Here is a 25,709-nt window from a genome sequence, read left to right as displayed (position 1 = left end):
CCACCAAGTACGGAGCGCGATTCCGATCGAAAGACCGAGAGGTAATCCAGCAAGGCTTATAGCCGCGCCGTCCAGAAAGACCAGCAGAAGTATGCCTGCCACAACACCAACGGCGCAGAGAAGGTAGATCTGCTGGCTGCTGCGAGGCGTCGTAGGGGCACCATAGGCCGAAGGCAAGACTGCTGCCTGGCTCCCCGATAGGGGATCGGGTACCGGTCGAGCGACCTTCGGGGGGTGGCCGGGTCAACGACTTGGCTTCACTAAAAGCGAAAATCAATTCGTGGTCGCACTTTGAAATGAGCGTTTGCCCCGTTGATTTGAACGGGCTTTCCTCAACCAAGAAGGGCGATTGCGTCTGACGACCTGCGACTGCGTGGCTAGGGCGCCTAAGCGCGGTGCCCGGTCGGTGAGGCATTAGCCGTCACGGCGTTCTTCTGGGCGCTTAGGAGTCGGGCGCTGATCACGACAAGAAAGAGGGAGACCGCGAGGGTCAGGTAGGCAGCGGGGTTGATACCGATCTTGAGGAGCCATCCGGCCCACCACAGCGTGAATTCATCGTCGGGACCTCGGAGGAACGTGTACGTCGTCACCTGCATGATCGAACTGACGACGAGCTGGGCAAGGGTCGCGGTCGCGAAGCCGAGACGAAAGGCGAACTGGTCTGCCACGGGTCGTCGGCGGGCCGCGAAGACGAGCAATCCGAGAACGACACAGCTGACAACCGTCATGGTGACTGACTCGAGTACCCCTGGCCGAGGAGTTGCGATGGCGGCGAGTGAATTGTCAAGGCCCAACACGGCGCCGCCTCGGACGCCGATCATGCGAAGAGTGAGAAAGCCCATCACGGCCGCATAGATCAGGGACAAGAACGCCCCACCAATCACCCACGCGATCCGACTTCTCATATTGTCGGCCCCTGTCAACGGCAGATGTTCTTAGTGTTCGAGCCGACGATGTAGGCGAAGCGCCAAGCGGTTGAGTTCCGAAGCATCCGTCAACGCTAACGGCCTCGCTCAATACCGCGAGGCCCCGCGCGCAAAACGGGCTAGGTCGGCGGCCTGCTTGGCGGAGCAATAGACGATCGTCGACGGGCCACGCTCGCCCAGCTCCGCGAATCAGGGGTGGCGGCGCCACAAACGGCGAGGATCAGCGAACCACTGAGTCAACGAAAGTCCGAGGTCGATTAGGTAGGTCCACACAAATGCACGCTGCCGGCGGCGCGATCGAAGAAGACATCGACGTCCTCGTACCAGTAGGTGATCGCTTGCCGGCGCGAAAATCAGGTGTCGCTCTTGGAGCTGCGGCTGGGGGCCGAGTTGAGCCAGAGGCCTCGGAACACGAAGAGGGAACTGACCATGCCTCCCAAGCTGACCGCCATGCTCACCCACGTTGTCGAGTAGTCGAGCAGGAGTGCGCCGAGAGCCACGAAACCAACGAGAGCCCAGACGCAGAGCGCGCCTTGAAACCATCTCTGGTGCAAAGCGCGGCGAAGGTTCTTGAGCATGAGCCGAACCTACCGCCCGCGACGGCGCCCAATAGACGATCCTCTACCGGGTGCAGTGACTCGACCTGCGCAGGCTGGAGCAGACCCTATCTGGAGTCGTCAGGGAACTCCGTGATGTCTTGACCGTCGGCCCCGAAGCCGACGTTTGCGGAGGCGAGCTCACGCAGATACTTCGCCAGGGCGTCCAGCCCGGCCGCATTGAGCAAACCCAAGATTCTTCCCGCTACGAACCACCATTGGCCGGAGACGGCGGCAGCAGCAAAGAAGCCGAGGCCGAGCAAGCCGGCTATTGTCGCGCCGCCGGCAGACAGTTCGCGAGGGAGCGTGCCCCAAATTGTGCGAATTTCGAGGACAGTCAATTGGAGAGGCTCGGGCACCCCGCAAGTCTTAAGGTCTCCCGCATAGTGCCCTCTAGAGCATTGTCTATCGGACGCGAACTAGCGCGGCTTGCGTTGGTTCTCTGGCTTCTCAGCGCCGCCATCTTCTTGCGCGGTTGCTCTGCGCTTCATCAGCGTGCGAACGAATCCAACGAGCATCGCTATACCCATGACGAAGGCGGCACCGGCTATGAGCAGATCAGCACCTTGCATGCCAGTCGCCAGTACGGAGATGGGGATCGCAATCACGATGCCCGTGCAGATGATGACGTTTCCGCCGGCAGCGATGGAACCGCCAGGCTTCGCGTTTGATGGCTGACGCCCCTTCATCGCAAGAGGTCGCCGGCTCGGAGAAGGCTCATAGCCCGATCCAACCATGAGGCATGAAAGCTGCGTACCGATAGAGGACCGCGCTGCGGGCGGGTCTCATGCCCATCGGCGTCTCAACCACAGGAGAGCTGCATCGGCCTCTCTCCGTTGGAAGTCCCGCAGGGTCGGCATGTCTTCGGGTGCCGCTTCCTGGATCTTCTCGATCCAGGAGCCAGCGAGTCCGGCGAGGACCGCATCGACGGCCTCTGCCGGCACCGCTCGGAGCGACGGGTGCTCGAGATGGCTCTCCACGTCGGCATCGGGTGTGCGGACCAGGACATCGAGGAGGTAGGTGACCGAGTCCAACCAGGGCGCTCCGACACTGGCCCAGGGCCAGTCGACCAGCCACACCCGTGATCTTTCGTCGACGAGGAGGTTGTCGGCACGGCAGTCGAGGTGCACGAGGTGTTCTCCCTCGGCCACTCGGGGAAGCTGCGTGGAGACATCACGGAGCCGGGAAGAATGTGCACCGATCCAGGGACCGAGATCTCTTACGGCTCCTGACGCGGTCAGCCGGTCCCAGCTCGCAGCGTCCGGTTTCAGCTCGACCGAGAGACGGGGCAATTGCGAGAGGGTCTCGATGCGAGGCAGGGTTCCGAGAGCGTCGAGGACGAGCGTGGTGTCATCCGCCCCTGGTTGGCGGCCGTCGATGTCTTCCAAGGCCACGACGACCCAGCCGTCCTGCTCGATGGTCCCGACGAGGCGGGGCGCGGACACCGACACGGGAAGGTCCGGGACGACCGCCGCCTCCCTCCGGTGCAGTTCGTAGGTGCCGACGTTGCGGGAACGGTCGGCGGCCTTCGCGAAGACGCGGCGGCCGTCGGCGAGAAGCAGCCGATCGGCGCTCCCGGACGAGAAACCGCCGGCCTGACTGACCGCCTCGATGACCTCGGCGCCGAGTGCGACCTCGACGGCGCGACGTACGGCGTGAGGCGCTTCTGCCCATCTCGTCCTGGCCATGATCATTCCTTTCGCAACGGCCCCACCCTTACACGGACGTGACTGCCCGATAGGGGATGTTGGGCTCAGCCGGTCGTCGGCACGTAGGCTGCCTCGACGAGATCCAGGGGAGCCACCGTGCCATCGATTCGCCGCTCGAGTGCCGCAGCCCTCGCTTCGGCCGCTTTGGCTCTTGCCGTCAGTGGCTGCACGACCCCCGGGGTAAACGATCTCTACATGCCGCCCACCTCAGCGAATCCCTACGTGACGCCCTCCTCGACGGACCCCTCCGTGGTGATGCCGAACGAGCCTCGAGCGGTGGACCTCGATGGAACCGCGGTTCGATCGTTCCTCGAACAGAACGACCTCCGAGGCCTCCCCCTGGCCGACGCGCGAGGCCAGGTCGAGGAAGCTGGCTTCTCTGTTCGATTCGATTCGGGTGACGGCAGCAAATCCACGGTCCCACCACCAGCAGATTCCCGCGTGGTGTCTCAATCCGTACTGACGCAGGAGTCGTATCCACCGTCGCACTTCGTCGTCCTCATTGTCGCGACGAACACGTAATACCGCCCAACCCAGAAGTCCGAAGCCTGCCGCCGTCCTCACAAACGGACCCTCGCCCCGAGCGAAGAGCGTTCGGAATGCGATGGGTTAGCGAAGCGGCGTCTACGTTCTAGGGTCGGAGCATGGACGTACAGCTTCGGACGGTCTCGGGGGTCCTCGTGGAGATCGCCGAAGCGATCGAGCAGGTGCGCTCGGTCGCCAAGGCGGAAGAGGATTCGCGACGTGAGCTGCTGCCGACTGGTTCGATGAACAGTTCGTCGGCGTTACGACTAGGCGTGAAGTCCGGGCGGCATCTACGGTGGCGCGCCGTATGTGGGCAGGTGCTGGTTCGTTCTCCGACGTCGGGACGGCCGCGTCTGCAGATGCGGTCGATCGCCTGAGGGCGGCACTTCGCCGGGGGTAATCCTGGTTCCTGCGGGAGGGATAGCTGACGCAGCGTCTCCCCGTAACCGATCCACTTACGGACCTAGGGAGGAGGAGCACACCGTCTCGGGAACGGCTGAACGACGGAGGCAGCAGTCTCCGCTAGGGGGTCCGCGACCGGGCTCTTGTCGGCGGCTGGGGTTCACGTCCGTTGCCGAGGGCCGAGCATTGATGTCCTCCAACGTGGAGCCTTGTTCGTTGGCGGGTCCGGCCTGTAAGTCATGCCATCCAGGAGCGACGATGGATACATGACCACTCTGCATGGGATCGACGTCGTCGCCGAGCTGCGACAGGTCCGAGAGCACTGGACGCCGCGGGTCGTCGGGCAGGTGAACGACCAGTACGTGAAGGTCGCGAAGCTGCTCGGCGAGCTGGTCTGGCACGCGCACGACGCGGAGGACGAGATGTTCCTCGTGGTCTCGGGGCGCCTTCGTATCCAGCTGCCCGGCGAGGAGGAGGTCGTGCTCGAGCCGGGGCAGTTCTACGTCGTGCCTCGCGGCGTGCATCACAACCCGGTCGCGGAAGAAGAGGTCGAGATCGTCCTGATCGAGACGGTGACCACCGCGCACACGGGTGATGTCGTTGTCGAGGGCACCGTCCCGGTCGAGAGGCAGGTCGGCGACTTCCGCTGACACGGACAGATGGCCTGGTAGAAGAGAGGTCAGCGGGTGCCTTCCAGCCGTGATGATTCACGGGTGAGTGCGCCGGAGATCAGGGCCTGGACGAGTCGCTCGGCGGCGTAGCTCGAGTCGCTCGCGGCACCGATGCAGAGGTTGCCGACGCCCTTCAGGAGGCTGTACCCGTCCAGGGTCGCCTCCTCGCCCGATTGGCCGAGATCGGCGCGCGCCGCGGCGAGGAGCGACCCGCAGACCGGCACGAGGCGGCCCACGAAGTACGCGTGGAGTGCGTCCGACCCGGCGGCGTCACCCTGAAGGGCGGTGGCGAGGCCGTGTTTCGTCACGAGGAAGTCCACGAACAGCGCCACCCACGTGCGAAGGGCTCCTTCCGGGGTCGCGCTCTCGGCGAGGAGTCGCGGCCCGGCCTCGGCACAGGCCTCGACCTGGTGCCGGTAGACGGCGACGACCAGCTCGGGCCGCGTCGGGAAGTGCCGGTAGACGGTACCGATGCCCACGCCCGCCTTCGCCGCGATCTCACGCACGGGGGCATCCACGCCGGATTCCACGAACACCTCGGCAGCCGCGTCCAGGAGAGCCTGCTGGCTCCGACGGGGGCGGCCCACCGGCCTTGACGGCACGGCTGTGCCGTCGCTGTCCTGCGTAACGGTCATGGCGCCTCCTCAGCCCGATAATCGGGCGCTTGCTTAACGGAGCAGTGTTCCGTATTGTTGCGGATCAGCGCTCCGATAAGCAGTATCGCAGAGCGCTTCCCATCTCGAAAGGCCCTCTTGATGTCCTCATCACTCGTTACCTCACTGGACGAGATCATCGGCACCGGCGACCCGGTGGTCTCTGTTTCTCCGGTGGCGATCTCGGCCCCGGGCCGACCTGTCCCGCTCGAGGTCCGAGTGTCGGCACCCGCTACGGGAAGTGACCTTCCGGTCATCGTGTTCTCTCACGGCAACGGCTGGAACCTCGACGGCTACGCGCCCCTCACTGCGTTCTGGGCTTCGCGGGGCTTCGTCGTCGTCCAGCCCACGCACCTGGACTCGAGAAGAAATGGATTCGGTTTCGACCACCCCGTCTTCCCCTCGATCTGGACCGAGCGCATCGCCGACCTGTCCCGCGTCCTCGACCAGCTCGACACCATCGTGGCGGCCGTCCCCGGTCTCGTCGGCCGCGTCGACCGCGACCGGATCGCCGCGACAGGTCACTCGTGGGGCGGGCAGACGGTTCAGGCGCTCCTCGGCGCACGCATCGTCGACGAGGAGGGCCACGTCGGAGACGACATGTCCGACGGCCGCGTCACCGCGGGCGTCCTCTTCGCCGCCACCGGTCTCGGCGGAGACGACCTGCACCCCTTCGCACAGGCGAACTTCCCTTTCATGCGCCCGTCGTTTCGCGAGCTCACCACCCAGACCCTCGTCGTCGCCGGCGACCACGACCAGTCCACGATGTCCAGCCGCGGACCGGACTGGTTCACCGACGCCTACACGCACAGCCCCGGTGCCACCGACCTCCTCACCCTGCACGGCGCAGAACACGCCCTGGGCGGGATCGTCGGCTACGACGTGGCCGAGACGACCGACGAGGACCCGGAACGGGTCGCCGTCGTCCAGCGGATGAGCACCGCCTACCTCCGCACGGCCCTCCGCGTCGACAGGGGCGCCTGGCCCGCGGCCCGGGACGCTCTGCAGCTCCGCACCAACCCGATCGGTCACGTCGACACCAAGTAGTGTCGCGGCCCCTGGCGATCAGGGCCGCTGCCACCGCGATGGCAAGGAGCCCCATGAGTGTGATCGCCAGCGCTGTCCCGATAGTCGACCATCGGCCTGGGCGCTTGCGAGTCAGCTCAGGGCGGCGCCGACGCCAGCTCGCCGATCGGTCGTCCGGCGGCAGGGCCGTGCGTTCTCGGGCCACCCGCTGCGGCGTCCCAGCCCCCCGGCGCATCATGGGCTCATGCCCGCCTTCCGCCGCCCGTCCCGCCCGTCCCACCCCGTCCGCGTCGAGCCCGGCCCTGGGCAGGAGTCCGTCTGGGACTATCCCCGCCCGCCCCGGGTCGAGCCGCGTCGCGAGCGCGTCGTCGTCCGCCTCGGCGGCGCGGTGGTCGCCGACACGACGGCTGCCCTCCGCGTGCTCGAGACCAGCCACCCGCCGGTCTACTACCTGCCGCGGTCGTCCTTCGCACCGGGCGCCCTGAGCCGCGCCGAGGGCCGCAGCCTGTGCGAGTTCAAGGGCCAGGCCGGCTACGTCGACGTCACCGGTGGCGGCGTGACCGCCCGTCGGTCGGGCTGGACCTATCCCGAGCCCTGGCCCGGCTACGAGTCTCTCGTCGACCACATCGCGCTCTACCCCGGCGCGATGGACTCCTGCGAGGTCGACGGCGAGGTGGTGCAGGCGCAAGAGGGCGACTTCTACGGCGGCTGGATCACCGCGAACCTGGTCGGGCCCTTCAAAGGGGCGCCCGGCACGATGGGGTGGTGAGGACGAGGCCCCGACAGGAGCAGACTGGTCGGATGTCGAAACGTCCCCGCCCCCGCCCCACATCCCTCGCCCGCACCCTGGGCCGCGTCGCCCTCGGCGGCGCCCTGATCTTCGCCGGGACGAGCCACCTGACCTTCGCCCGTGAGCCGTTCCAGGCCCAGGTGCCGGAGTGGCTGCCCCTCGACGACGACTTCGTCGTGCTCGCGTCCGGTGTCGTCGAGATCGGCATCGGAGCGGCCCTGGTCGTCGCCCCCAAGCACCGTGTGACGGTGGGCTGGATCGCCGCGGCGTTCTTCACCGCGATCTTCCCCGGCAACATCTCGCAGCTCGTCACCCACACGGACGCGTTCGGTCTCGACACCGACGGCAAGCGGGCGTTCCGCCTGATCTTCCAGCCGTTGCTCGTCCTGCTGTCGCTCTGGTCCACGGGTGCCTGGCGCGACCGTCGCAGCATCGGTCGCCGCGCGAAGTAGCCGCGTCGGTTCCCCGACCCGAGGAGGCGCGGGTCAGCCCGAGAGGGCGGCCACGACCACCTCGGCGTCGGGGAACCACTTCGTGTAGTGGTCGGGGTCGGCGTTGACCTGGACGGCGTGCGCGGCCTGGGTCGGCGTCAGGTCCTTCCAGCCCGGGATCGACACGAGTTTCGTGAAGAAGCTCGTCGCCGCGGTGTACGGGTCCATGCGCTGCTCGTAGGTGCCCCACAGCCCGTTGTCGCGTTGCTGGAACAGCCCCCGGCTGTCGGGCCCGACGGCATCGCCGTAGTCGATGTTGCGCAAGCTCGATTCGCCCATCGCGGTCATGACGCCGATCGCCTGGGTGTGTTCACCGATTCCCTGCGCCCGGGCCGCGAGCATGATGTAGGCCGCGTTCACCAGGCGGTCCTGGCAGTAGCCGGCGACGGGCCCCGCCGGCACCTCGATGTCACCGACCATCACCGGGTCGACCTCGGGGCACGCCGGCACGGGCGTGGACGTGATCGCGGTGACGCTCTCGTCGCGAGGCGCGGTGAGGGCCGAGACGACCATGGCGATCGCGACGACGAAGGCGACGAGTCCGACGCCGAAGACGACGGAGACGACGATCAGCACGCGGCGCACGGCAGGGCCTCCTGGGGGTCGGGTGGGTCGGTGGGGGAGGGTCGACCGGCGGAGCGCCACCGACGCACCCCCGGTACGCGAGTCGCGATCGACACTAGGCGATCACCGTGCACGAACCGTCCCCGTGGGCTGGGCGGCCGGTGGGATTCCCTCAGAATGCCCTGGCAATCTGCCGCCGAGATGCCGGTAACGTTGCCCGCCGTCGACCCGACCACTCGGGTTGCGGCAGCCGGGCTCCGCCCCTCCGCAGCTCGATCGCCGAGGCGCCCGTCCGACCGATCGGCGCCCGAGATCCAGAGGAACGTCGCTCATGGGAACCCCACCCACCCCTGCCCGCGAGGCCCGTCCCGACCGCCCGACCCGCGCCTCCGGACGGCGGCGCCCGAGGCGTCTACGCGTCGACGACGTCACGGTCGTCGACCCGGCCATGATGAAGCGCGCCATCGGCGGCACCGTCGTCGGCAACACCATGGAGTGGTACGACGTGGGCGTCTACGGCTACCTCGCCGTCACGATGGGCCGGGTCTTCCTGCCCGAGGCCGACCCGTCCCTGCAGATCCTCTTCAGCCTCGGCGTCTTCGCCTCGACCTACGTCGCGCGCCCGCTCGGCGGGGTCGTCTTCGGACGCCTCGGCGACCGGGTCGGGCGCCAGAAGGTGCTGGCTACCACGCTCATCCTCATGGCGGGCGCGACGTTCCTGATCGGCGTGCTGCCCGACTTCGCCGCGATCGGTGCCCTCGCCCCGATCGCCCTCGTCGTGCTCAAGCTCCTGCAGGGTTTCTCGACCGGCGGCGAGTACGCCGGGGCCACGACCTTCGTCAGCGAGTACGCGCCCGACAAGCGTCGCGGTTTCTTCGCGAGCATCCTCGACCTCGGCAGCTACCTGGGCTTCGCGCTCGGTGCCGCCGTCGTGTCGGTGCTGCAGCTGCTGACGACCGAGCAGCAGATGCTGGAGTGGGCGTGGCGACTGCCGTTCCTGCTGGCCGGCGTGCTCGGCGTCGTCGCCATCTACTTCCGGCTGAAGATCGAGGAGTCGCCGGCGTTCCAGGCCACCCAGGACGCTCAAGAGAGCAAGGTCGGCGAGATCGCCGACGCGCAGGGCCGTCCTCGCAACACCCTGGCGCTCATCCGGCAGCACTGGCGTCCCATCGTCATCGCGATCGGTCTCGTCGCCGCATCGAACACCGTGGGCTACGCGTTGACCAGCTACATGCCGACCTACCTGACCGACTCGCTCGGCTACGACCCGCTCCACGGCACGCTGCTGACGATCCCGGTGCTCGTGCTGCTGGCCCTGCTGCTTCCCGTGGCCGGGCGCCTGAGCGACCGCATCGGTCGACGGCCGGTCATGTGGCTCGGCGCCGCGTCGGTCCTGCTGCTCGCCCTGCCCGCGTTCGTGCTGATCGGCGTCGGCAGCATCGCGACGACGCTCGCCGGTCTGTCGCTGTTGGCCGTCAGCGTCGCGCTGTGGGTGTCGAGCCAGGCGTCGTCACTGCCCGCACTGTTCCCGACCGCGAGCCGATACGGCGCGATGGGCGTGTCGTACAACGTCGCGATCGCCGTGTTCGGTGGAACGACTCCGCTGGTCATCCAGGCGCTGTTGCAGGCGACGGGCAACGAACTCGTCCCGGCGTTCTTCCTCATGGCGACCTCGTTGATCGGTGCGGTCGCGGTCTGGTTCATGAAGGAGTCCTCGCAGCGCCCGTTGCCCGGCTCGATGCCGAGCGTGGCCACCGAGGCCGAGGCGCACGAACTCGTCGAGACGCAGGACGCCAACCCGAACATCGACCTCGGCGACCTGCCCTTCATCGACTCCGAGCCCGCGGGCCCGGCCCGCTGACCGGCGAGCCGCACCACGTCGTGAACGTCGCACCACGCGATTCGGTGGTGCGACGTCCAATCCATGGTGCGACGCGTCAGAGCAGTCCGGCCCGGTCGGCGAGGTACGCGGCGAGGTCGCGGACCTCGTCGGCGGTCGCGCCCCACCGGACCAACGCGCGCCCGTCGCGGACCAGGAGGCGCTGCTCGCCCGCCTGCAACGCCCCGGTCGACAGGTCCACCGGCTCGTACCCGTAGTTGACGACCTCGCCCTCGGCGAAGTGGCCGCGCACGGCCGCCCGCCGTTCGGCCTTGCGCTGCTCGACCTGAGCGGACAGGTGCTGCGAGCGGGTCGGCGTGACCGCCCGGGTGATGCGCCCGGTCTCGAAGACCCGGCCGTCGGAGCCGAGCAGCAGCACCCCGAGGCGCCAGGCCCGCCCCTCGGGTTCGAGGGACTCCGCCGTCTTCACCACGACGATGCGCCGGGCCGGCTTGTACCGGGCGAGCGCCTCGGTGCGGGCGTCCCGGGCGGCGAGATCGGCGGCCGCCCGCTGGACGAGGGCGCGGAGCGACGCGGCCGCCTCGTCGTCGGAAGGGGCCTCGGGGGTCGGCACCGCGCCTCCTGCGGTCGAGTCGCCCACGGGATCGTCCGCGGTGGCGTCAGGCGTCGTAGCCGTGGTCGAGGAAGTCCTCGATCACGGCGACGACGAACGCGTGGTCGTCGGCCTGCGGCAGGCCGGAGACCCCGGCCGAACCGACGACGCCGACACCCGTGACCCGCACGGGGAAGAGCCCGCCGTGCGCGGCGTAGAGGCCGGTGTCGAGCCGGGACTTCTCGTCGAAGCTGGTGCCCTGCACTCGGAACGACTCGCCCACCCGGTACGAGCTCTGCCCGTAGCGCTCGACGACGCGGGCCTTGCGGTCGAGCCACTCGTCGTTGTCGAGGCTGCTGCCCGGGAGGGCCGCATGGAACGCGCGCTGTCGACCGTGTCGGACGGTGACCGCGACGGCCAGGTCGCGACGGCGTGCCTCGGCCAGCAGATGGGTACCGAGATCGAGGGCGACGTCGAGGGTGAACCGTCGGAAGACGAGACGCTCTTCTTGCTCGATGAGGGTCTGCAGCAGGGTGTCGTCGGTCATCGGTGGCCTCCTGTGGCGGTCGGGCGGTCTGGCGGTCTGCGCGCGGGGGTGCCGACGCCTTCGCGCGACACGGTCAGAGCCTAGGCCCGGCCCCCGTCAACGGGCTGGTGGCGGCCCGGGGGCGCGACGCGGTCGTCAGGCGGAGGCCGCGACGCAGGGCGAACCGTGTCGGGCCAGCAAGCCGCAGTAGACGCCGACCAGGTCGTCGGCCGAACGCGACCACGGGTGGTCGAGAGCGTGGGACCGGGAGGCACGCGAGAGTCGGTCGCGCAGCCCCGCGTCGGCGAGCACCTGGGTGAGGGCCCGGGCCCAGACCTGCGGATCGCGCTGCGGGAGCACGATTCCCGTGACGCCGTCGACGACCGACTCGCGGAGGCCGCCCGACGCCGCGGCGATCACTGGGACCCCGCTGGCCGCCGCCTCGAGAGCGATGAGCCCGTAGGTCTCGGAGTGCGAGGGCACGAGCACGAGGGCCGCGTCGCGCAGCAGGGCGGCCAGCCCCGGGCGTGAGCGTGGGCCGAGGAAGTGCACGGTGAGGTCGAGTTCGTCACTCAGCTCGCTCAGCTCGGACTCGTAGCCGGCGAACTCGGTCGAGGCGCCCCCGGCGATGACGAGTTCGGGGCGCACCTCGGCCGGCACGGCCGCGACGGCCCGGATGGCGAGGTCGGGGGCCTTGAGGGGTTCGAGCCTGCCCGCGACGACGACATAGGGCCGCACGGGATCGGGACGACCGGGTGCGGCCGGGTGGAAGAGTTCGCCGTCCACGCCCGGCAGGACGACGTGGACCAGGTCGGCTCGGCCGCCGAGACGGGACGTGACGGTCTCGGCCTCGGCGTGGCTGATGGCGACGACGGCGTCCGATTCGCGGGCGAGCAGCTCTTCGCCCGCGAGGCGGCCGGGCGACTCCGCGCGTTCACCGTGCGAGAGGGGCGTCGAGTCGTGGGCGGCGATCGAGTGGAAGCTCTGCAGGTGGGGCACGCCGAGGGCACGGGCCACGGGCAGGGCGGCCATGCCCGAGAACCAGTGGTGCGAGTGGACGACGTCCCACGGACCGAGGTCGGCGAGCCGGTCGCGGAACTCGTCCACGAAGAGCTCGTTGCGGCCCTTCGTGACGGGCTCGGCCGGGCCGGCGTCGAGGAACCGCAGGGTGACGCCGGGCGACAGGGCGAGGCTCGCGGGTTCGTCGGGCGAGGAGCGACGGGTCAGGATCTCGACCTCGTGCCCGGCGGCGCCGAGCGCCTCGGCCTGGTTGCGCACGACGACGTTCATGCCGCCGACGTCACCCGACCCGGGCTCGGCACCGGGGGACGTGTGCAACGACACGAGGGCGATGCGGAGCATGGGGGAGGCGGTGGTCACCTGCCGAGGGTACCGGCCCGCCGCCCCCGCGGTCCGCGCGTCGGCGCTCAGGCGGAGACGCCCGTCCAGAAGGCGCGGACGTCGTCGAGGACGGTGTCGGCCTGCCGGCGACCGGCTTCGGCGGCCGGGCGTCGGGTGCTGGTGGCGAGCACGTCGGTGCCGAACGCCCGCAGGGATTCGGCGTCGGCCTCGACCACGAGGACCTCGCGCCCGGCGGTGCGACGGGCCGCGACGACCTGGGGCAGGGTCGGGCCGAGCGGTGAGACGTCGAGTTCGGGGCCGCAGGACAGCACCAGCACGCGGTCGTAGGCGTCGGCGAGGTCGGCGTTGGTCCCCGACCGCACGCCACCGTCCATCGTCGGGCGGCCGTCGACCTCGACCGTCGGCCAGACCACGGGTACCGAGCAGCTCGCCGCCACGGCCCGGTACAGGTCGACGCCCGAGCCGGCGTCCAGCGGGCGGAACGTGCCGTCGGTGGCGTCCACGGTGCAGACGGTGAGGGCCGCGCCTGGCCAGGCCGCGCCTCCGAAGCGGTCCCGCATCGCGGTGACGAGCTCGGGCTCGTCGGCGACCACGGGTGTCTCGCGGGCCAGCGCGCCGATCCGGGCACGCGCCTCCTGATGGGTGGTCGCCCCCGCGAGGGCCTGGCCGAGTGTCTGCTGGAAGACCTCGGGGTCGATCGAGCCCGACGGCAGGTCGGCGACGTCCTCGAACTGCTCGCGGAGCCCCTCGTCGACGCGACCGAGCCGCACCATCGTCCCGACGACCGATCCGGCCGACGTGCCCACGACGAGGTCGGCGTCGTCTACGGGGACGCCCGCCTCGAGCAGCCTCGACAGCACGCCGAGCTCCCAGGCGATGCCGGTGATGCCTCCGCCGCCCAGGACGAGGGCGGTGCGGGTGGGGGGCGTGGTCGTGCTCATGTCTCTCCTCGATCGTGGTGTCGGCCCGGGCAGGAGGCGCGGTGCGTCCCCCGGGGCCGCGCTCGAGAGTAGGCCGGTCGCCTCGCGACGTACTCGGGCAGGTGTCAGGCGGGTCGTAGCTCGTGGGCTCGTCCGAATGCCTGCACGTGCCACTCGGTCTGCGCGAGGGCCGAGCCGAGCCGGTAGCCGTGCAGCGACGAGATGCCGCCGCTCCACGACATGCGCTCGGCGACCTGCCACACCGTGGGCCGGGTGAGGTCGTCGAGGGCCGCGGCTGCGTCACGGCTGCGGTCGGCCCGATGGGCGAGGAGTTCCTCGGCCCGCTCGCGCAGGCCGGTGAAGCGGTACTCGTGGCCCGGGCAGACCTCGAGGGCGTCGGGCCCGGCGACGTCGAGCGTCGCCATCCGGTCGAGCGAGGCGAGGTAGTCGGTCAGCGGGTTCGTCCCGGTGCGACCGCCGAGACCGATGCCGGGGTTGATCCGGGGCAGCACGTGGTCACCCGTGAAGACGAGGCGCTGCTCGGGCTCGACGAAACAGAGGTGACCCGCGGTGTGGCCCGGGGTGTGGACCGCGCGCAGCAGGCGCCCCGCGACCGGCAGCAGGTCGCCGTCCTCGAGCAGCAGATCGGCGGTGACCGCAGGCAGGTGGCGACCGGACCCCCACGACGCGACCAGCGCCTTTTCGTCCGCGGCCGGGGCACCCCATCGGGCGATGTCGGCGTCGGCGGCCGCGGCGTCGGACGTGCGCCCGCCCAGCGCGCGTTGCTCGGCGGCGTGCAGGGCGATCCGGGCGCCGGAGACCCGGCGCAGCGCCTCGGCACCGCCCAGGTGGTCGGCGTGCAGGTGGGTGACGGCGATCAGGTCGATGTCGGCGAGCGAGTGGTCGACGTCGGCGAGGGCGCTCTCGAGGCGGTCGAGGTTGCCGTCGATGCCCCAGCCGGGGTCGATGACGGTCAGGGCGCCGTCAGAGCCCTCGACGACGTAGCCCAGCGAGTGGTCGTCGATACCGTCGCCGAACTCGAACGCGACCGACCAGACGCCGTGACGGACCTCCTCGACGGGCGGCAGCTCCCGACGACGAACGGCGTCGGCCTGCACCGGGCTGAGCGGGACGGGAGGCGCGGGAGGCGCGGGTCGGCGGGCGGCGTCGGTCACCCCGCGAGCCTAACCAGCGCCGCGCCACCCGCGCCCGTCGCCGCGGCGCTCCGCGACTACTCGGCCGAGACCTCGATCAGCACCTTGCCGACGACGTCGCCCTCGACGGCCTCGTGGGCGGCTGCCGTCTCGGCGAGGGGGAAGGTGTGCAGCGGCAGGCCGGCGGTCTCGCCGACGGGCAGGACGCCGTCGCGCAGGGCCGCGGTGACGTCCTCGACGGCGGCCTGCAGCGCCTCCTCGCCCACCGTGTAGAGCAGCACGAATTGGAACCGGGTGTTGGTGATCATGTTCGCGCGGATCGGGATGGTCGTCGTGTCGCCGCCGTTGTCGGCGTAGATCGCGACCGAGGCGCGGTGTGCGACGACCTCGGAGAGCAGCTCGGCGTTCTGCGAGATCGCGACCTCGACGACGACGTCGACGCCGTCGGGTGCGATCTCGCGGATCTCGGCGGCGGCATCGCCCGTGCGGTAGTTGACGACGTGGTGGGCGCCGGCGGCCGTGGCGAGGGCGGCCTTCTCGTCGCTGCTGATGGTCGTCACGACGGTCGCTCCGGCCCAGCGCGCGAGCTGGATGGCGGCGTGACCGACCGCACCCGCGCCTCCCGCGACGAGGACGACGGCACCGTCGAGGCTGCCGGCGGTCAGGCGGCTCGGGCCGTCCTCCCACACGGTGAGCGCGCGGTGGGCGGTCATGGCGGGGACGCCGAGGCTCGCGCCGACGTCGAGGCCGACGCCCTCGGGCAGCGGGACGACGCGCGAGGCCGGCAGGACGGTGAACTCCTGCGCGGTGCCGGTGGGGCGTTGGTGGGCCGAGAGATAGGTCCAGACGCGGTCGCCGACCGACAGGCCGGTGACGCCCTCGCCGATCGCGTCGACGATGCCCGAGCCGTCCTGGTTCGGCGTGACCTCGGGGAACGGCAGCGATTCGCCGGGGCCGCCGCCGGCGCGGGACTTCCAGTCGGTGGGGTTGACGCCCGAGAACACGACGCGCACCCGCACCTCGCCGGCGGCGGGTTCGGGCAGGTCGCGGTCGACGAGCTGCAGCACGGTGGGGGCGGGTCCGGTCTCGGAGTACACGATCGACTTCATGCCCGGAGCCAACCAGAACCGACCTCGAACTGTTCCACCGGCCCTGTCGAGATGTCACGACTGGCCGCTCACCTGTGAAGCTGAGCGGCCAGTCGTGACATCTCGGCGGGCCGATTCGGGCTCAGGCCCTGACGCCGCGGAACAGGGACAGCGCCAGCAGGTCGTCCTCGAACCCGCCGCCTTCGTGCCCGTTGTACGGCCACACCGTGACGTCCGCCGGTCCGGCGTACGCGTGGAACGCGCCGAAGACCGTCGACGGCGGGCAGGTCGGGTCCATCAGCGCCGTCGTGAAGAGGGCGGGCGCCGATGCCCGCCGGGCGAAGTTGACGCCGTCGAAGTAGGCGAGCACCTCGTGGACCGAGGAGGCGCGGTGCCGATGGACCGCCAGGTAACGCCCGATCTCCTTGTACGGGTCGGCGTCGGTGATGACGGTCGCCCGACGGAAGTCGCAGAGGAACGGCACGTACGCCGCGACGGCGGCGAGGTCGGGGACGAGGCCCGCCACGGCGAGGGCGATGCCGCCGCCCTGGCTGCCGCCGACGACGGACACGCGGGTCGCGTCGACGACGTCGAGCCCCCGAGCGGCCTCGACGGCCCGGACGGCGTCCATGAACACCCGCCGGTAGTAGTAGGTCTCACGCGAGTCGATGCCCCGCGTCATGACGCCGGGGTGGGCGGGGCCCGAACCGTCCGGGTCGGGGGTGGCGCCGAGGCTCCAGCCCGAGCCCTGACCCCGGGTGTCCATCTGCAGGTGCGCGAACCCGGCGGAGGACCAGAACAGGTTCTCGACCGCGGCGCCCCGCCCTCCGCCGTAGCCGACGAACTGCACGACCGCCGGCAGGGGTCCGGCCACCCCGGCCGGCACGCGCAGCCACGCTCGAACGGGCTGCCCCGCCCACCCGGCGAAGGTCACGTCGAAGACGTCGACCGTCGTCAGGCCCGTCTCCACCCGCTCGACGCGGAGGTCGAGCGGGTGGGCACGTGTCTCGGCGAGCGTCGTCGCCCAGAACTCGTCGAAATCCTCGGGGTCGGTCTGCGTGCTTCGGTACTCCCGCAGCGCGGGCTCGGGCAGGTCGGTGAACATGCCCCCTTGTCTACCGCAGCCCGCGACGGCAGCCCAGGAGGCGCGGTGCAGGAGGAGCGGCTCAGCTCGCGCGGGCCAGGTTCGGCACCCAGCCGAAGGCCGGCGCGACGTGGTCGGCCACCGTCTGCAGCAGGCGCGCGTTGTAGGCGACCCCGAGCTGGTTCGGCACCGTCAGCAGGATCGTGTCGGCGTCCCGGACCGCGGCGTCGGCGGCCAACTGCTCGGCGATCACGTCGGGTTCGCCGACATAGCTCTTGCCGAAGCGCGACTGCACGCCGTCGAGCAGCCCGACCTGGTCCTGCGAGTCGGACTGGGCTCGGACGCCGAAGTACCGGCGGTCCTCGTCCGTCGTGATCGGGATCACGCTGCGACTCACCGACACCCGCGGCTCACGGGTGTGCCCGGCGGCGCGGTAGGCCTCGCGGTACAGGGAGATCTGCTCGGCCTGCAGCTCGTCGAACGGCACCCCGGTGTCCTCGGTCAACAAGGTGCTGCTCATCAGGTTCATGCCCTGTTCGCCGGTCCAGACGGCCGTCGACCGACTACCCGATCCCCACCAGATGCGCTCGCCGAGGCCGGGGGAGCGGGGCTCGACCGAGAGCCCCTGCGACCAGCCGGTCATCTTCGGGTCGGACTCGGCGACGTCGGCGCCGTCGATCGCCGCCCGGAACAGCTCGGTGTGCCGACGGGCGAGGTCGGCGTCACTCTCGCCGTTGAGGGGGACGTGGCCGAATGCCTCCCAGCCCCGCAGGGCGGGCTCGGGTGATCCCCGGCTCACGCCGAGCTGCAGACGACCTGCGCTGATCAGGTCCGCGGCCGCGGCCTGCTCGGCCATCGAGAGCGGGTTCTCGTAGCGCATGTCGATGACGCCCGTGCCGAGCTCGATGCGGCTCGTGCGCGCGGCCATCGCCGCGAGCAGCGGGAACGGATTCGCGGCCTGCCGCACGAAGTGGTGCACGCGCACCGCGGCCACGTCGATGCCGATGTCCTCGGCGGCCTCGGCCAGCTCGATCGACTGGACCAGCGCCTCCCGGGCGGTCGGCGTCGCCGAGCCGCGCACGTCCTGGTAGTGACCGAACGACAGGAACCCGATGCGTTTCTTCATGATCGGGCGAACCTCCGGCGTCGCCAGACCATTCCGCCGGGCGCTCGTGCTGGATAGCGTGGTGCCGTGGAGAACCGCTTTCGCCTCGACGGTGACGACCTCGGCATCGACCTGCGCGCCTCCTCGGTCACCCTCGGCCACGACGGCGTCCTGGACGCCCGCATCGTCGCCGGGCGGGTGCCCGAGGTGGCCGACTGGTCGGACGAGCCGCCGTCGCTGATCTTCCGGGACGTGCCGGTGACGTTCGACGGCGCCACCTTCGGCGCCAGGGTCGACGACGGGCTGCTCGACGAGCACGAGATCGTCTTCCGGCTCGGCGAGAACCTCGACGTGCACGGCGTGCTGAGCCTCGGAGCCGGCGACCGGCTGCGCTTCGTGGGGACGACCCACGCCTCCGGCGAGCCGAAGGCCTGGCGCCTCGACGTCTCGATCGGCTTCGGGGGATCGGGGCGGCGGACCGCGATCTGACGCGGTCGCGGTCGACACGAGGAGGCGCGGGTCGACACCCCCCGGACACCTCCGGACGACGACTGGGGTGCGGGGTGCGCGACCGGCCTGACGACATGGTGAGGCTCGGACGGTCGCGCACCCGCGCGGTCTCCTGATGCTTCGGGTTCACCAGGCGATCACGATGCTAGCGCTTCGATACTCGCTGGTATGCGACTTCTTCGACGGCGGCGCGGGTGACTTTGCGGATCACCCGCACCCGTTAGGGTCGCAGCATGGCCACCACCGGCGGGGCGCCCGTTCCCCGCATCCCTCGAGCCGAGGTCAAGCAGCGACTGCTCGACGCGGCGGCCGACCTGTTCTCACGGCGCGGGGTGCACGCGACCACGCTGGACGACGTCGCTCGGTCGGCCGGGTTCAGCAAGGGCGCCGTCTACTCGAACTTCTCCTCGAAGGACGACCTGGTCCGCAGCCTCATGCGTCGCGAGACCGACGGTGCGCTCGGTGCCCTGCAGGGCATGTTCTTCCCGGGCACCTCGCTCGAGCAGTTGCCCGAGAAGATCGGCACGGCGTTCGCGCCCTACGGCCCGGGGCAGGTCGAGGACTTCGCGCTGATGAGCGAGTTCCGGGCCCACGCCCTCTCCCACCCCGAGGTGATGGCCGACTTCGTCCGTCAGCGCCGCGAGGTGCTCGACGCCCTGCACGGTCTCGTCGAGGAGGTCTTCCAGGGGCAGGCCGTCCAGGTGACCGGGCTCGATCCGCGTACCTTGGCCCGCGTCCTCATCTGCATCACGCTCGGCGTCGCCTTCGACTGGCCGGCCACGGGTGAGCAGGCGGCCGGCGACCTCATGGGCGACGTCGTCGCCGCCCTGACCCGTGGCTCCCGGCCCTGACGCTCGACTCGTCTAGCGCTGCTCGATCGTGACGACGGGCACGTGCCACCGGGTGCGGACCTGCAGCGTCAGCTGGCCCCGGCGGGCGAGCACCAGCGCCGTGACGGCGGCGGCGACGGCCGGCACACCGCCCGAGACGATCATGCCGACGTGCGTGCCGAAGCTCTCGACGATCACGCCCATCAGCGGTCCGCCGATCGCCTGGCCGCCGAGCAGCACGAGGATGTACAGCGACATCACCCGCCCCCGGATGGCGATGTTGCTCGACATCTGCACCAGCTGGTTGGCCGCCGTCAAGAACAGCAGCGACGCGAGCCCCACGCCGACGAGCACGACGGCGAACGGCACGAGGGACGGCATCGACCCGGCCACGGCCTGCAGCACGCCCGTCACGAGCACACCGAGCACGATGGTGCGCAGCCGGATCGTGGCACGACGGGTCGAGAGCAGGGCGCCGGTCAGGGCCCCGACGGCGATCATCGAGTTGAACAGGCCGTAGCCGCCCGGGCCCACGTCGTAGACGTCCGCGGCGAACGACGCGAGCAGCACGGGCATCGTGAGGCCGAACACGGCGTAGACGCCGACGAGCAGCACGGGCACGACGATCGTCGGCTTCGACCGCGCGTAGGCGAGGCCCTGCCGCAGCTGGCCTCGTCCTCGTGCGGACGAGGCGACGCGCGTCATCTGCGCCGTCCGCAGCATCGTCAGCATCACGACCACCACCAGGCAGGCGACGCCGTTGACGACGAACGCCCAGCCCGCCCCGACCGCCAAGAGCAACACGCCGGCGATCGCGGGGCCGACCATGCCGCCGAGCTGGAACACGCTCGAGTTGACGCTGATCGCGTTGCGCAGGTGGACGTGACCGACGAGCTCGGTGACGATCACCTGGCGGGCCGGGTTGTCGACCACCGTCACGAGGCCCGTGGCGAAGGCGATGGCGAAGACGTGCCAGGCCTCGACGACGCCCGCGAGGGTCAGAGCGGCGAGTCCCAGGCTGAGCACGGCGAAGACGCTCTGGGTGACGAGCATGAGGGCGCGCTTCGAGAAGCGGTCCACGATCACCCCGCCGAGCAGGCCGAAGAAGAGCATCGGGGCGAATTGCATCGCCACGGTGATGCCGACGGCCGTGGCACTGCCGGTCAGCTCGAGCACGAGCCAGTCCTGGGCGATGCGCTGCATCCAGCCGGCGGTCATCGCGACGACGTTGCCGGCGGTCCAGAGTCGGAAGTTCGGCACGCTCAAGGCGATGAAGGTGTGCCGCCACGGCGGGCGGGTCGTGCTGATCGGAAGAGGAGCGGTCGGGGGGAAGTCGGTGCGGGGCGGGGCGGACATCACGTTCCTGCGCTGGTGGTTCGGTTCACGGTCTGCATCCACGGTAGGGCCGACCTGGTCATTCGGACCCCGGTGGGGGATGATCAATCTCATTGACTTCGTGAATGTCGAGGTCTCGACCCCGAACGACCTCAGGAGGCGCGGTGTACGACCCCACGCTGCTCGCGACGTTCTTGATCGTCGCCGAGACCCGCAGCTTCACCCGGGCCGCGCAGCGCCTCGGCATCAGCCAGCCGACGGTGAGCCAACAGGTCGGCCGGCTCGAGAAGGCCGCCGGGCGCACGCTGGTCGCCCGCGACACGCGCGACGTCCGTCTGACCGACAACGGCGACGCCATGGCCGGCTTCGCCCGGACGATCCTGGCGGCGCACGCCGCCGCCGAGAGCTACTTCAGCGGCTCGGCCATGCGAGGCCGACTGCGTTTCGGGGCGGCCGACGACCTCGCCATCACCCAGCTGCCCCGCATCCTGCGCCACTTCCGACAGCTCTACCCGCAGATCAACCTCGAGCTCACCGTCAACCAGTCCGCTCCTCTGCGTCGCCGCCTCGCCGCCGGTCACCTCGACCTCATCTTCGTCAAGCAGACGGCGGGCGAGTCCGACGAGGGCACCCGCGTGGCCGGTGACGCCATGGTCTGGATCGGGCAGGAGAAGCTCGTCGTCGAACCCGGCCAGCCCGTGCCGCTCATCGCCTACCAGGCGCCCAGCCTCAGCCGTCAGATGGCGATCGACGCCCTCGAGCGGGCCGGCCGCACCTGGCGCATCACCTGCAACACCCGGGACGTCAACGGTGTCCTCGCCGCCGTCCGGGCCGGGATGGGCGTCGCCGTGTTCCCGTTCTCGCTGATCCCCACCGACCTCGTCAAGGTCAGCGACCGGTTCACGCTGCCCACCCTGGGCGACGTCGACTACGTGCTCGTCGCCAACCCGGGCGCCGCTCGCGAGCCCGTCGACGCCCTCATGTCGGCCATCACCAGCCGAGGGGTCAGCCGGGCCGTCTGAGCCGGGCCGAGCAGACGAGTCGTACGAGTCCCCGGCGCGCCGCCCGCACCCCACCTCGGGAGGCGCGCGCAAGATGGTCGCATGACTCGCCGCCCCACACGCCGCCAGACGTCCACCGCTCGCCGGGACGCGCGCGTCCTCGCCGCGATCCTGGGCGGCTCCGGCCTCCTGCACCTCGCGAAACCCGCGGCCTACGACGCCGTCGTCCCTCGGAGCGTCCCGGGTCCGGCCCGGTTCTGGACGATCAGCTCGGGTCTCGCCGAGGTCGGCATCGCCACCGCCCTCCTCGCCCCGAGGACGCGACCGGCGGGCGGCCTCGCCGCTGCCGCGCTCTTCGTGGCCGTCTTCCCGGCCAACGTCTCGATGGCCCTCCGTGCCCTGAAGAGCGAGCGGGCCACGACGGGTCGCACGGCCGTCGCCCTCGTGCGGCTGCCGTTGCAGGTGCCCCTCGTGACTCGCGCGCTCGGCGTGCACCGCGCCTCCTAGACCGTCCGCCGCCCGGTGCGGCCCCGTGCGTTCTCCGACGTTGCATCGTGCACGCCCGCCACGGCCTATCCTGTTCTCTTCCCCCTCGACATCCGATCTCACCGGAGACGTATCGCCATGGCCACGACCGCTCCCGCCACCACGCCGCCGAGACCCCGAGGCGCGGGCGCCCTCGACCGGTTCTTCGAGATCAGCCAGCGCGGCTCGACCTGGGCCCGCGAGATCCGGGGCGGCGTCGTCACCTTCGTCACGATGGCCTACATCGTCATCCTCAACCCGCTCATCCTCGGCGGCTTCAGTGCCGACCAGGCGGCCAAGGACGTGGCGGGCAACTGGCTGCAGAACGGCCAGGTGGGCGCGGTCACCGCTCTCACCGCCGGGGTCATGACGATCCTCTTCGGCACCGTCGCGCGCCTCCCGTTCGCGTTCGCGGCCGGCCTCGGCATCAACTCGTTCCTGGCCGTCAACGTCGTGCAGGACGTCACCTGGCCCGAGGCCATGGGCCTCGTCGTGATCAACGGCCTCGTCATCACGATCCTCGCCGTCACCGGTCTGCGCAGCATGATCTTCACCGCCGTGCCGGCCGCCCTCAAGACGGCGATCACGGTCGGCATCGGCCTCTTCATCGCGTTCATCGGCCTGGTCGACTCGGGCTTCGTCCGCACCAGCGGCACGTCCTCGCCCCCCGTGCAGCTCGGCGACGCCGGTTCCGTGGCGACCCTGCCGACGATCACGTTCGTCATCGGGTTGCTCGTCATCGGCGTCCTGATGGCCCGCAAGGTGCGCGGGGCGATCTTCATCGGCATCGTCGCGACGACGGTCGTCGCCATCGCCTTGCAGGCGATCTTCCAGGTGCCGCCGTCGAACGGGCAGAACCTCGACGACTGGAACCTTAACGCCCCGGTTCTGCCCACCCAGATCGTGGCGTTGCCCGACCTCTCCCTCGTCGGCCAGTTCAGCTTCGGAGCCTTCGCCCGCATCGGCGTGCTCTCGGCCGTCATGCTCGTGTTCACGCTCGTCTTCACGAACTTCTTCGACGCCATGGGCACGATGACCGGCCTCGCGAAGGCGGGCGACGTCGCCGACGCGGACGGCACCTTCCCCCGCCTGCGCTCGGCCCTGATCGTCGAGGGCGTCGGCGCGGTCGCTGGTGGTGCGACCAGCTCGTCGTCGAACACGGTGTTCGTCGAGTCGGCCTCGGGCATCGGCGAGGGGGCCCGGACGGGCTTCGCCTCGGTCGTGACCGGCGCGCTGTTCCTGCTCGCGATGTTCTTCACGCCGCTGACCCAGGTCGTGCCGCTCGAGGTCGCGGCGTCGGCGCTCGTCATCGTCGGCGCGCTGATGGTGTCGCAGATCAGCCAGATCGACTGGACCGACTTCTCGGTCGCCCTCCCGGTGTTCCTCACCGTCATCACGATGCCCCTGACCTACTCGATCGCGAACGGCATCGGTGTCGGCTTCGTCAGCTGGGTCGTCGTGCGGGCGTTCGCGGGTAAGGCCCGCACCATCAGCCCCTTGCTCTGGATCGTCGCCGCCGGCTTCCTGGTCTACTTCGTGCGCGGCCCGATCGAGGCCCTCATCGGCTAGACGGTCCGCCCAGACGTCACGACGTGCCGCTCACCTCCGGAGGTGAGCGGCATGTCGTGACGTCTCGACCTCGACGCACGGCGCGGCTAGCCTGAGCGCCAGGCGGCGACGACGCCGCCGGACACCCCGAGGAGGCGCGTCATGCCCCGCATCACCCCCACTCTCTGGTTCGGTCGTGACATCGAGACCGCGGCCGACTTCTACGTCGCCCTGTTCCCGTCGTCGCGGATCCTCGAGGTGTCGCGTTACCCCGACGACTTCCCCGACGCCACGATGGCCGGGCAGGCGCTCGTCGTCGACCTCGAGCTCGACGGCCAGGCGTACCGCCTGTTGAACGGCGGCGACGGCGGTCCTAGGCCCACCGAGGCCACGTCGTTCTCGATCTCGGTCGAGACGCAGGACGAGCTCGACCACTACTGGGACGCCTTCGCGGCGGACGGCGGGCAGGAGGGGCGGTGCGGTTGGGTGACGGACCGTTGGGGCTTCTCCTGGCAGGTCGTGCCATCGGTGATGGACCGCTACCTCGGCGGACCCGACCCCGAGGGCGCCGCCCGGGCCATGACCGCGATGATGGGCATGAGGCGACTGGTCATCGCCGAGCTGGCGGCCGCATACGCCGGCGACTGACGCGCTCGCCCGCGCCGCGCCTCCTCGCCGTGGTCACCAGTCGTGGACGGTCCCGTCGGCCAGCCGGTTGTACGGCAGATAGGCCTGCGCGTAGGGGTAGGCCGCGGCCGCTCGTTCGTTCAGTTCGACGCCGATCCCGGGCTGCTCGCCCGGGTGCAGCATGCCGTCCACGAAGGTGAAGCTCTGCTCGAAGACCTCGTCGGTCCTCGCGCCGTGCTTCATGTACTCCTGGATGCCGAAGTTGTGGATCGCGAGCCCGAGGTGCATCGCGGCCGCCATGCCGACCGGCGAGATGTCGGTCGGGCCGTGCATGCCCGACTTGATCTGGTACTGCGAGGCGTAGTCGAGCACCTTCTTGAGGTGGGTGATGCCGCCCGTGTGCGTGACGGCACTGCGCACGTAGTCGATCAGCTGCTCACGGATGATCTGCTGGTAGTCCCAGACGGTGTTGAAGATCTCGCCGATGGCCAGCGGGGTCGTCGTGTGCTGGCGGACGAGCCGGAGGGCCTCGGGGTTCTCGGCGGGGGTGACGTCCTCGAGCCAGAACAGGTCGTAGGGCTCGAGGCTCTTGCCGAGCCGTGCCGCCTGGATCGGCGTCATGCGGTGGTGGCCGTCGTGCAGCAGAGGGATCTCGGGGCCGAACTCGTTCCGGACGGCCTCGAACACGGTCGGCACGTGCCGGAGGTACGAGCGGGTGTCCCAGTCCTCCTCGTTCGGCAGGGCGCCACGTTGGGCGGGCTCGTGGTCGTAGCGCACGCCGCTGTTGGCGTCGAAGGTGGCGTTGGAGGCGATGCCGTAGATCGACGTGAGCCCGGGCACCCCGGTCTGGACGCGGATCGCCTGGTAGCCCTGCTCCTGATGGTCGCGGATGCTGTCGAAGAGTTCGGGCAGGTCCTTTCCCGACGCGTGGCCGTAGGTCAGCAGTCCCGTCCGCGAGGCCCCGCCGAGCAGTTGGTAGAGGGGCAGGCCGGCGACCTTGGCCTTGATGTCCCACAGGGCGACGTCGACGGCGGCGATCGCGGCCATCGTGACCGGGCCGCGCCGCCAGTAGGCACTGCGGTAGAGGAACTGCCAGGTGTCCTCGATGCGGGCGGGGTCCCGCCCGATCAACAGGGGGACGACGTGCTCGGTCAGGTAGGCGACGACGGCGAGTTCGCGGCCGTTCAAGGTGGCGTCGCCGAGGCCGGTGACGCCGTCCGAGGTCGTGATCTTGAGCGTCACGAAATTGCGGTCGGGGCTGGTGACGATCACGTCGGCTCTGTCGATGATCATGCGGTGTCCTCTGGAG

General features: G+C 70.2%; 29 protein-coding genes. 12 read left to right on the top strand and 17 right to left on the bottom strand.

Annotated features, from left to right (window positions below):
* Positions 1-386: 386 nt before the first annotated feature.
* The 5 genes from HRF36_RS06170 to HRF36_RS06150 all read right to left on the bottom strand — a co-directional run bounded on the left by HRF36_RS06170 (position 387) and on the right by HRF36_RS06150 (position 3,210).
* Positions 387-866, bottom strand: a complete 480-nt coding sequence (locus HRF36_RS06170) for a hypothetical protein (RefSeq protein WP_173207630.1) — start codon at positions 864-866, stop codon at positions 387-389.
* A gap of 413 nt (positions 867-1,279) precedes the next feature.
* Positions 1,280-1,504, bottom strand: a complete 225-nt coding sequence (locus HRF36_RS06165; RefSeq protein WP_173207627.1) for a hypothetical protein — start codon at positions 1,502-1,504, stop codon at positions 1,280-1,282.
* Between the two features lie 86 nt (positions 1,505-1,590).
* Entirely contained in the window at positions 1,591-1,863 is a 273-nt protein-coding gene (locus HRF36_RS06160) for a hypothetical protein (RefSeq protein ID WP_173207624.1), read from the bottom strand.
* Between the two features lie 78 nt (positions 1,864-1,941).
* Entirely contained in the window at positions 1,942-2,211 is a 270-nt protein-coding gene (locus HRF36_RS06155) for a hypothetical protein (protein ID WP_173207621.1), read from the bottom strand.
* A 96-nt stretch (positions 2,212-2,307) separates the two neighbouring features.
* A complete protein-coding gene (locus HRF36_RS06150; RefSeq protein WP_173207618.1) occupies positions 2,308-3,210 on the bottom strand; it encodes a phosphotransferase in 903 nt (300 codons plus the stop codon).
* A 665-nt stretch (positions 3,211-3,875) separates the two neighbouring features.
* On the opposite strand from HRF36_RS06150, the gene HRF36_RS06145 reads away from it, so the two are divergent.
* A complete protein-coding gene (locus HRF36_RS06145; protein WP_173207615.1) occupies positions 3,876-4,133 on the top strand; it encodes a hypothetical protein in 258 nt (85 codons plus the stop codon).
* A gap of 291 nt (positions 4,134-4,424) precedes the next feature.
* Positions 4,425-4,808, top strand: a complete 384-nt coding sequence (locus HRF36_RS06140; protein WP_173207612.1) for a cupin domain-containing protein — start codon at positions 4,425-4,427, stop codon at positions 4,806-4,808.
* 29 nt (positions 4,809-4,837) lie between these two features.
* Here HRF36_RS06140 and HRF36_RS06135 read toward each other — a convergent pair whose 3' ends face one another.
* On the bottom strand, positions 4,838-5,464 hold the full coding sequence (locus HRF36_RS06135) for a TetR/AcrR family transcriptional regulator (protein ID WP_173207609.1): 627 nt from the start codon (positions 5,462-5,464) through the stop codon (positions 4,838-4,840).
* A 120-nt stretch (positions 5,465-5,584) separates the two neighbouring features.
* Between HRF36_RS06135 and HRF36_RS06130 the strand changes: the two genes are divergently transcribed.
* From HRF36_RS06130 to HRF36_RS06120, 3 genes are all read left to right on the top strand, one after another.
* Positions 5,585-6,529, top strand: a complete 945-nt coding sequence (locus tag HRF36_RS06130; protein ID WP_173207606.1) for a chlorophyllase — start codon at positions 5,585-5,587, stop codon at positions 6,527-6,529.
* 223 nt (positions 6,530-6,752) lie between these two features.
* Entirely contained in the window at positions 6,753-7,277 is a 525-nt protein-coding gene (locus HRF36_RS06125) for a DUF427 domain-containing protein (protein WP_173207605.1), read from the top strand.
* A 32-nt stretch (positions 7,278-7,309) separates the two neighbouring features.
* Complete coding sequence (locus HRF36_RS06120) at positions 7,310-7,750, top strand: hypothetical protein (protein ID WP_173207602.1); 441 nt, start codon at positions 7,310-7,312, stop codon at positions 7,748-7,750.
* A gap of 33 nt (positions 7,751-7,783) precedes the next feature.
* Here the strand turns inward: HRF36_RS06120 and HRF36_RS06115 are convergent, their stop codons facing one another.
* The gene (locus tag HRF36_RS06115) at positions 7,784-8,374 is read right to left on the bottom strand and encodes a hypothetical protein (RefSeq protein WP_173207599.1); all 591 of its coding nucleotides are present in this window, start codon (positions 8,372-8,374) and stop codon (positions 7,784-7,786) included.
* 310 nt (positions 8,375-8,684) lie between these two features.
* On the opposite strand from HRF36_RS06115, the gene HRF36_RS06110 reads away from it, so the two are divergent.
* The gene (locus HRF36_RS06110; protein WP_173207596.1) at positions 8,685-10,214 is read left to right on the top strand and encodes an MFS transporter; all 1,530 of its coding nucleotides are present in this window, start codon (positions 8,685-8,687) and stop codon (positions 10,212-10,214) included.
* 76 nt (positions 10,215-10,290) lie between these two features.
* Here the strand turns inward: HRF36_RS06110 and HRF36_RS06105 are convergent, their stop codons facing one another.
* The 8 genes from HRF36_RS06105 to HRF36_RS06070 all read right to left on the bottom strand — a co-directional run bounded on the left by HRF36_RS06105 (position 10,291) and on the right by HRF36_RS06070 (position 18,045).
* Positions 10,291-10,833 (bottom strand): hypothetical protein, encoded by a 543-nt coding sequence (locus tag HRF36_RS06105; RefSeq protein ID WP_173207593.1) that lies wholly within the window; start codon positions 10,831-10,833, stop codon positions 10,291-10,293.
* 19 nt (positions 10,834-10,852) lie between these two features.
* On the bottom strand, positions 10,853-11,332 hold the full coding sequence (locus HRF36_RS06100) for a heme-degrading domain-containing protein (RefSeq protein ID WP_173207590.1): 480 nt from the start codon (positions 11,330-11,332) through the stop codon (positions 10,853-10,855).
* Between the two features lie 135 nt (positions 11,333-11,467).
* Positions 11,468-12,691, bottom strand: coding sequence for a glycosyltransferase (locus tag HRF36_RS06095; protein ID WP_173207587.1), 1,224 nt, complete (start codon positions 12,689-12,691; stop codon positions 11,468-11,470).
* 47 nt (positions 12,692-12,738) lie between these two features.
* Complete coding sequence (locus HRF36_RS06090; RefSeq protein WP_173207584.1) at positions 12,739-13,614, bottom strand: patatin-like phospholipase family protein; 876 nt, start codon at positions 13,612-13,614, stop codon at positions 12,739-12,741.
* Positions 13,615-13,718: 104 nt separating this feature from the next.
* Positions 13,719-14,768: an MBL fold metallo-hydrolase gene (locus HRF36_RS06085; protein ID WP_173207581.1), complete on the bottom strand. Its 1,050-nt coding sequence runs from the start codon at positions 14,766-14,768 to the stop codon at positions 13,719-13,721.
* A 56-nt stretch (positions 14,769-14,824) separates the two neighbouring features.
* Positions 14,825-15,856: an NADPH:quinone reductase gene (locus tag HRF36_RS06080; protein ID WP_173207579.1), complete on the bottom strand. Its 1,032-nt coding sequence runs from the start codon at positions 15,854-15,856 to the stop codon at positions 14,825-14,827.
* Positions 15,857-15,977: 121 nt separating this feature from the next.
* Positions 15,978-16,940, bottom strand: coding sequence for an acetylxylan esterase (locus tag HRF36_RS06075; protein ID WP_173207576.1), 963 nt, complete (start codon positions 16,938-16,940; stop codon positions 15,978-15,980).
* A 61-nt stretch (positions 16,941-17,001) separates the two neighbouring features.
* A complete protein-coding gene (locus HRF36_RS06070) occupies positions 17,002-18,045 on the bottom strand; it encodes an LLM class flavin-dependent oxidoreductase (protein ID WP_173207573.1) in 1,044 nt (347 codons plus the stop codon).
* Positions 18,046-18,111: 66 nt separating this feature from the next.
* On the opposite strand from HRF36_RS06070, the gene HRF36_RS06065 reads away from it, so the two are divergent.
* Both HRF36_RS06065 and HRF36_RS06060 read left to right on the top strand, forming a co-directional pair.
* Entirely contained in the window at positions 18,112-18,513 is a 402-nt protein-coding gene (locus HRF36_RS06065; protein WP_173207570.1) for a hypothetical protein, read from the top strand.
* Between the two features lie 254 nt (positions 18,514-18,767).
* Positions 18,768-19,385 carry a TetR/AcrR family transcriptional regulator gene (locus HRF36_RS06060; protein WP_173207567.1) on the top strand — a complete coding sequence of 206 codons (618 nt, stop codon included), beginning with the start codon at positions 18,768-18,770 and terminating at the stop codon, positions 19,383-19,385.
* A 12-nt stretch (positions 19,386-19,397) separates the two neighbouring features.
* On the opposite strand, the gene HRF36_RS06055 is transcribed toward HRF36_RS06060, so the two are convergent.
* On the bottom strand, positions 19,398-20,720 hold the full coding sequence (locus tag HRF36_RS06055; RefSeq protein ID WP_173207564.1) for an MFS transporter: 1,323 nt from the start codon (positions 20,718-20,720) through the stop codon (positions 19,398-19,400).
* 143 nt (positions 20,721-20,863) lie between these two features.
* On the opposite strand from HRF36_RS06055, the gene HRF36_RS06050 reads away from it, so the two are divergent.
* The 4 genes from HRF36_RS06050 (at position 20,864) to HRF36_RS06035 (ending at position 24,421) form a co-directional block, all read left to right on the top strand.
* Positions 20,864-21,721: a LysR substrate-binding domain-containing protein gene (locus tag HRF36_RS06050; RefSeq protein ID WP_173207561.1), complete on the top strand. Its 858-nt coding sequence runs from the start codon at positions 20,864-20,866 to the stop codon at positions 21,719-21,721.
* 81 nt (positions 21,722-21,802) lie between these two features.
* Positions 21,803-22,207, top strand: a complete 405-nt coding sequence (locus HRF36_RS06045) for a hypothetical protein (protein WP_173207558.1) — start codon at positions 21,803-21,805, stop codon at positions 22,205-22,207.
* A 117-nt stretch (positions 22,208-22,324) separates the two neighbouring features.
* Positions 22,325-23,794 carry an NCS2 family permease gene (locus HRF36_RS06040; RefSeq protein WP_173207555.1) on the top strand — a complete coding sequence of 490 codons (1,470 nt, stop codon included), beginning with the start codon at positions 22,325-22,327 and terminating at the stop codon, positions 23,792-23,794.
* 141 nt (positions 23,795-23,935) lie between these two features.
* A complete protein-coding gene (locus HRF36_RS06035) occupies positions 23,936-24,421 on the top strand; it encodes a VOC family protein (RefSeq protein ID WP_173207553.1) in 486 nt (161 codons plus the stop codon).
* Positions 24,422-24,454: 33 nt separating this feature from the next.
* On the opposite strand, the gene manD is transcribed toward HRF36_RS06035, so the two are convergent.
* The gene (gene manD / locus HRF36_RS06030; RefSeq protein WP_173207550.1) at positions 24,455-25,693 is read right to left on the bottom strand and encodes a D-mannonate dehydratase ManD; all 1,239 of its coding nucleotides are present in this window, start codon (positions 25,691-25,693) and stop codon (positions 24,455-24,457) included.
* Positions 25,694-25,709 lie beyond the last annotated feature (16 nt).

Source organism: Frigoribacterium sp. VKM Ac-2836 (assembly GCF_013248995.1).
GTDB lineage: Bacteria > Actinomycetota > Actinomycetes > Actinomycetales > Microbacteriaceae > Frigoribacterium.
The sequence above is the reverse complement of the archived record's forward strand: the minus strand, read 5'-3'. Positions and strand labels throughout refer to the sequence as shown.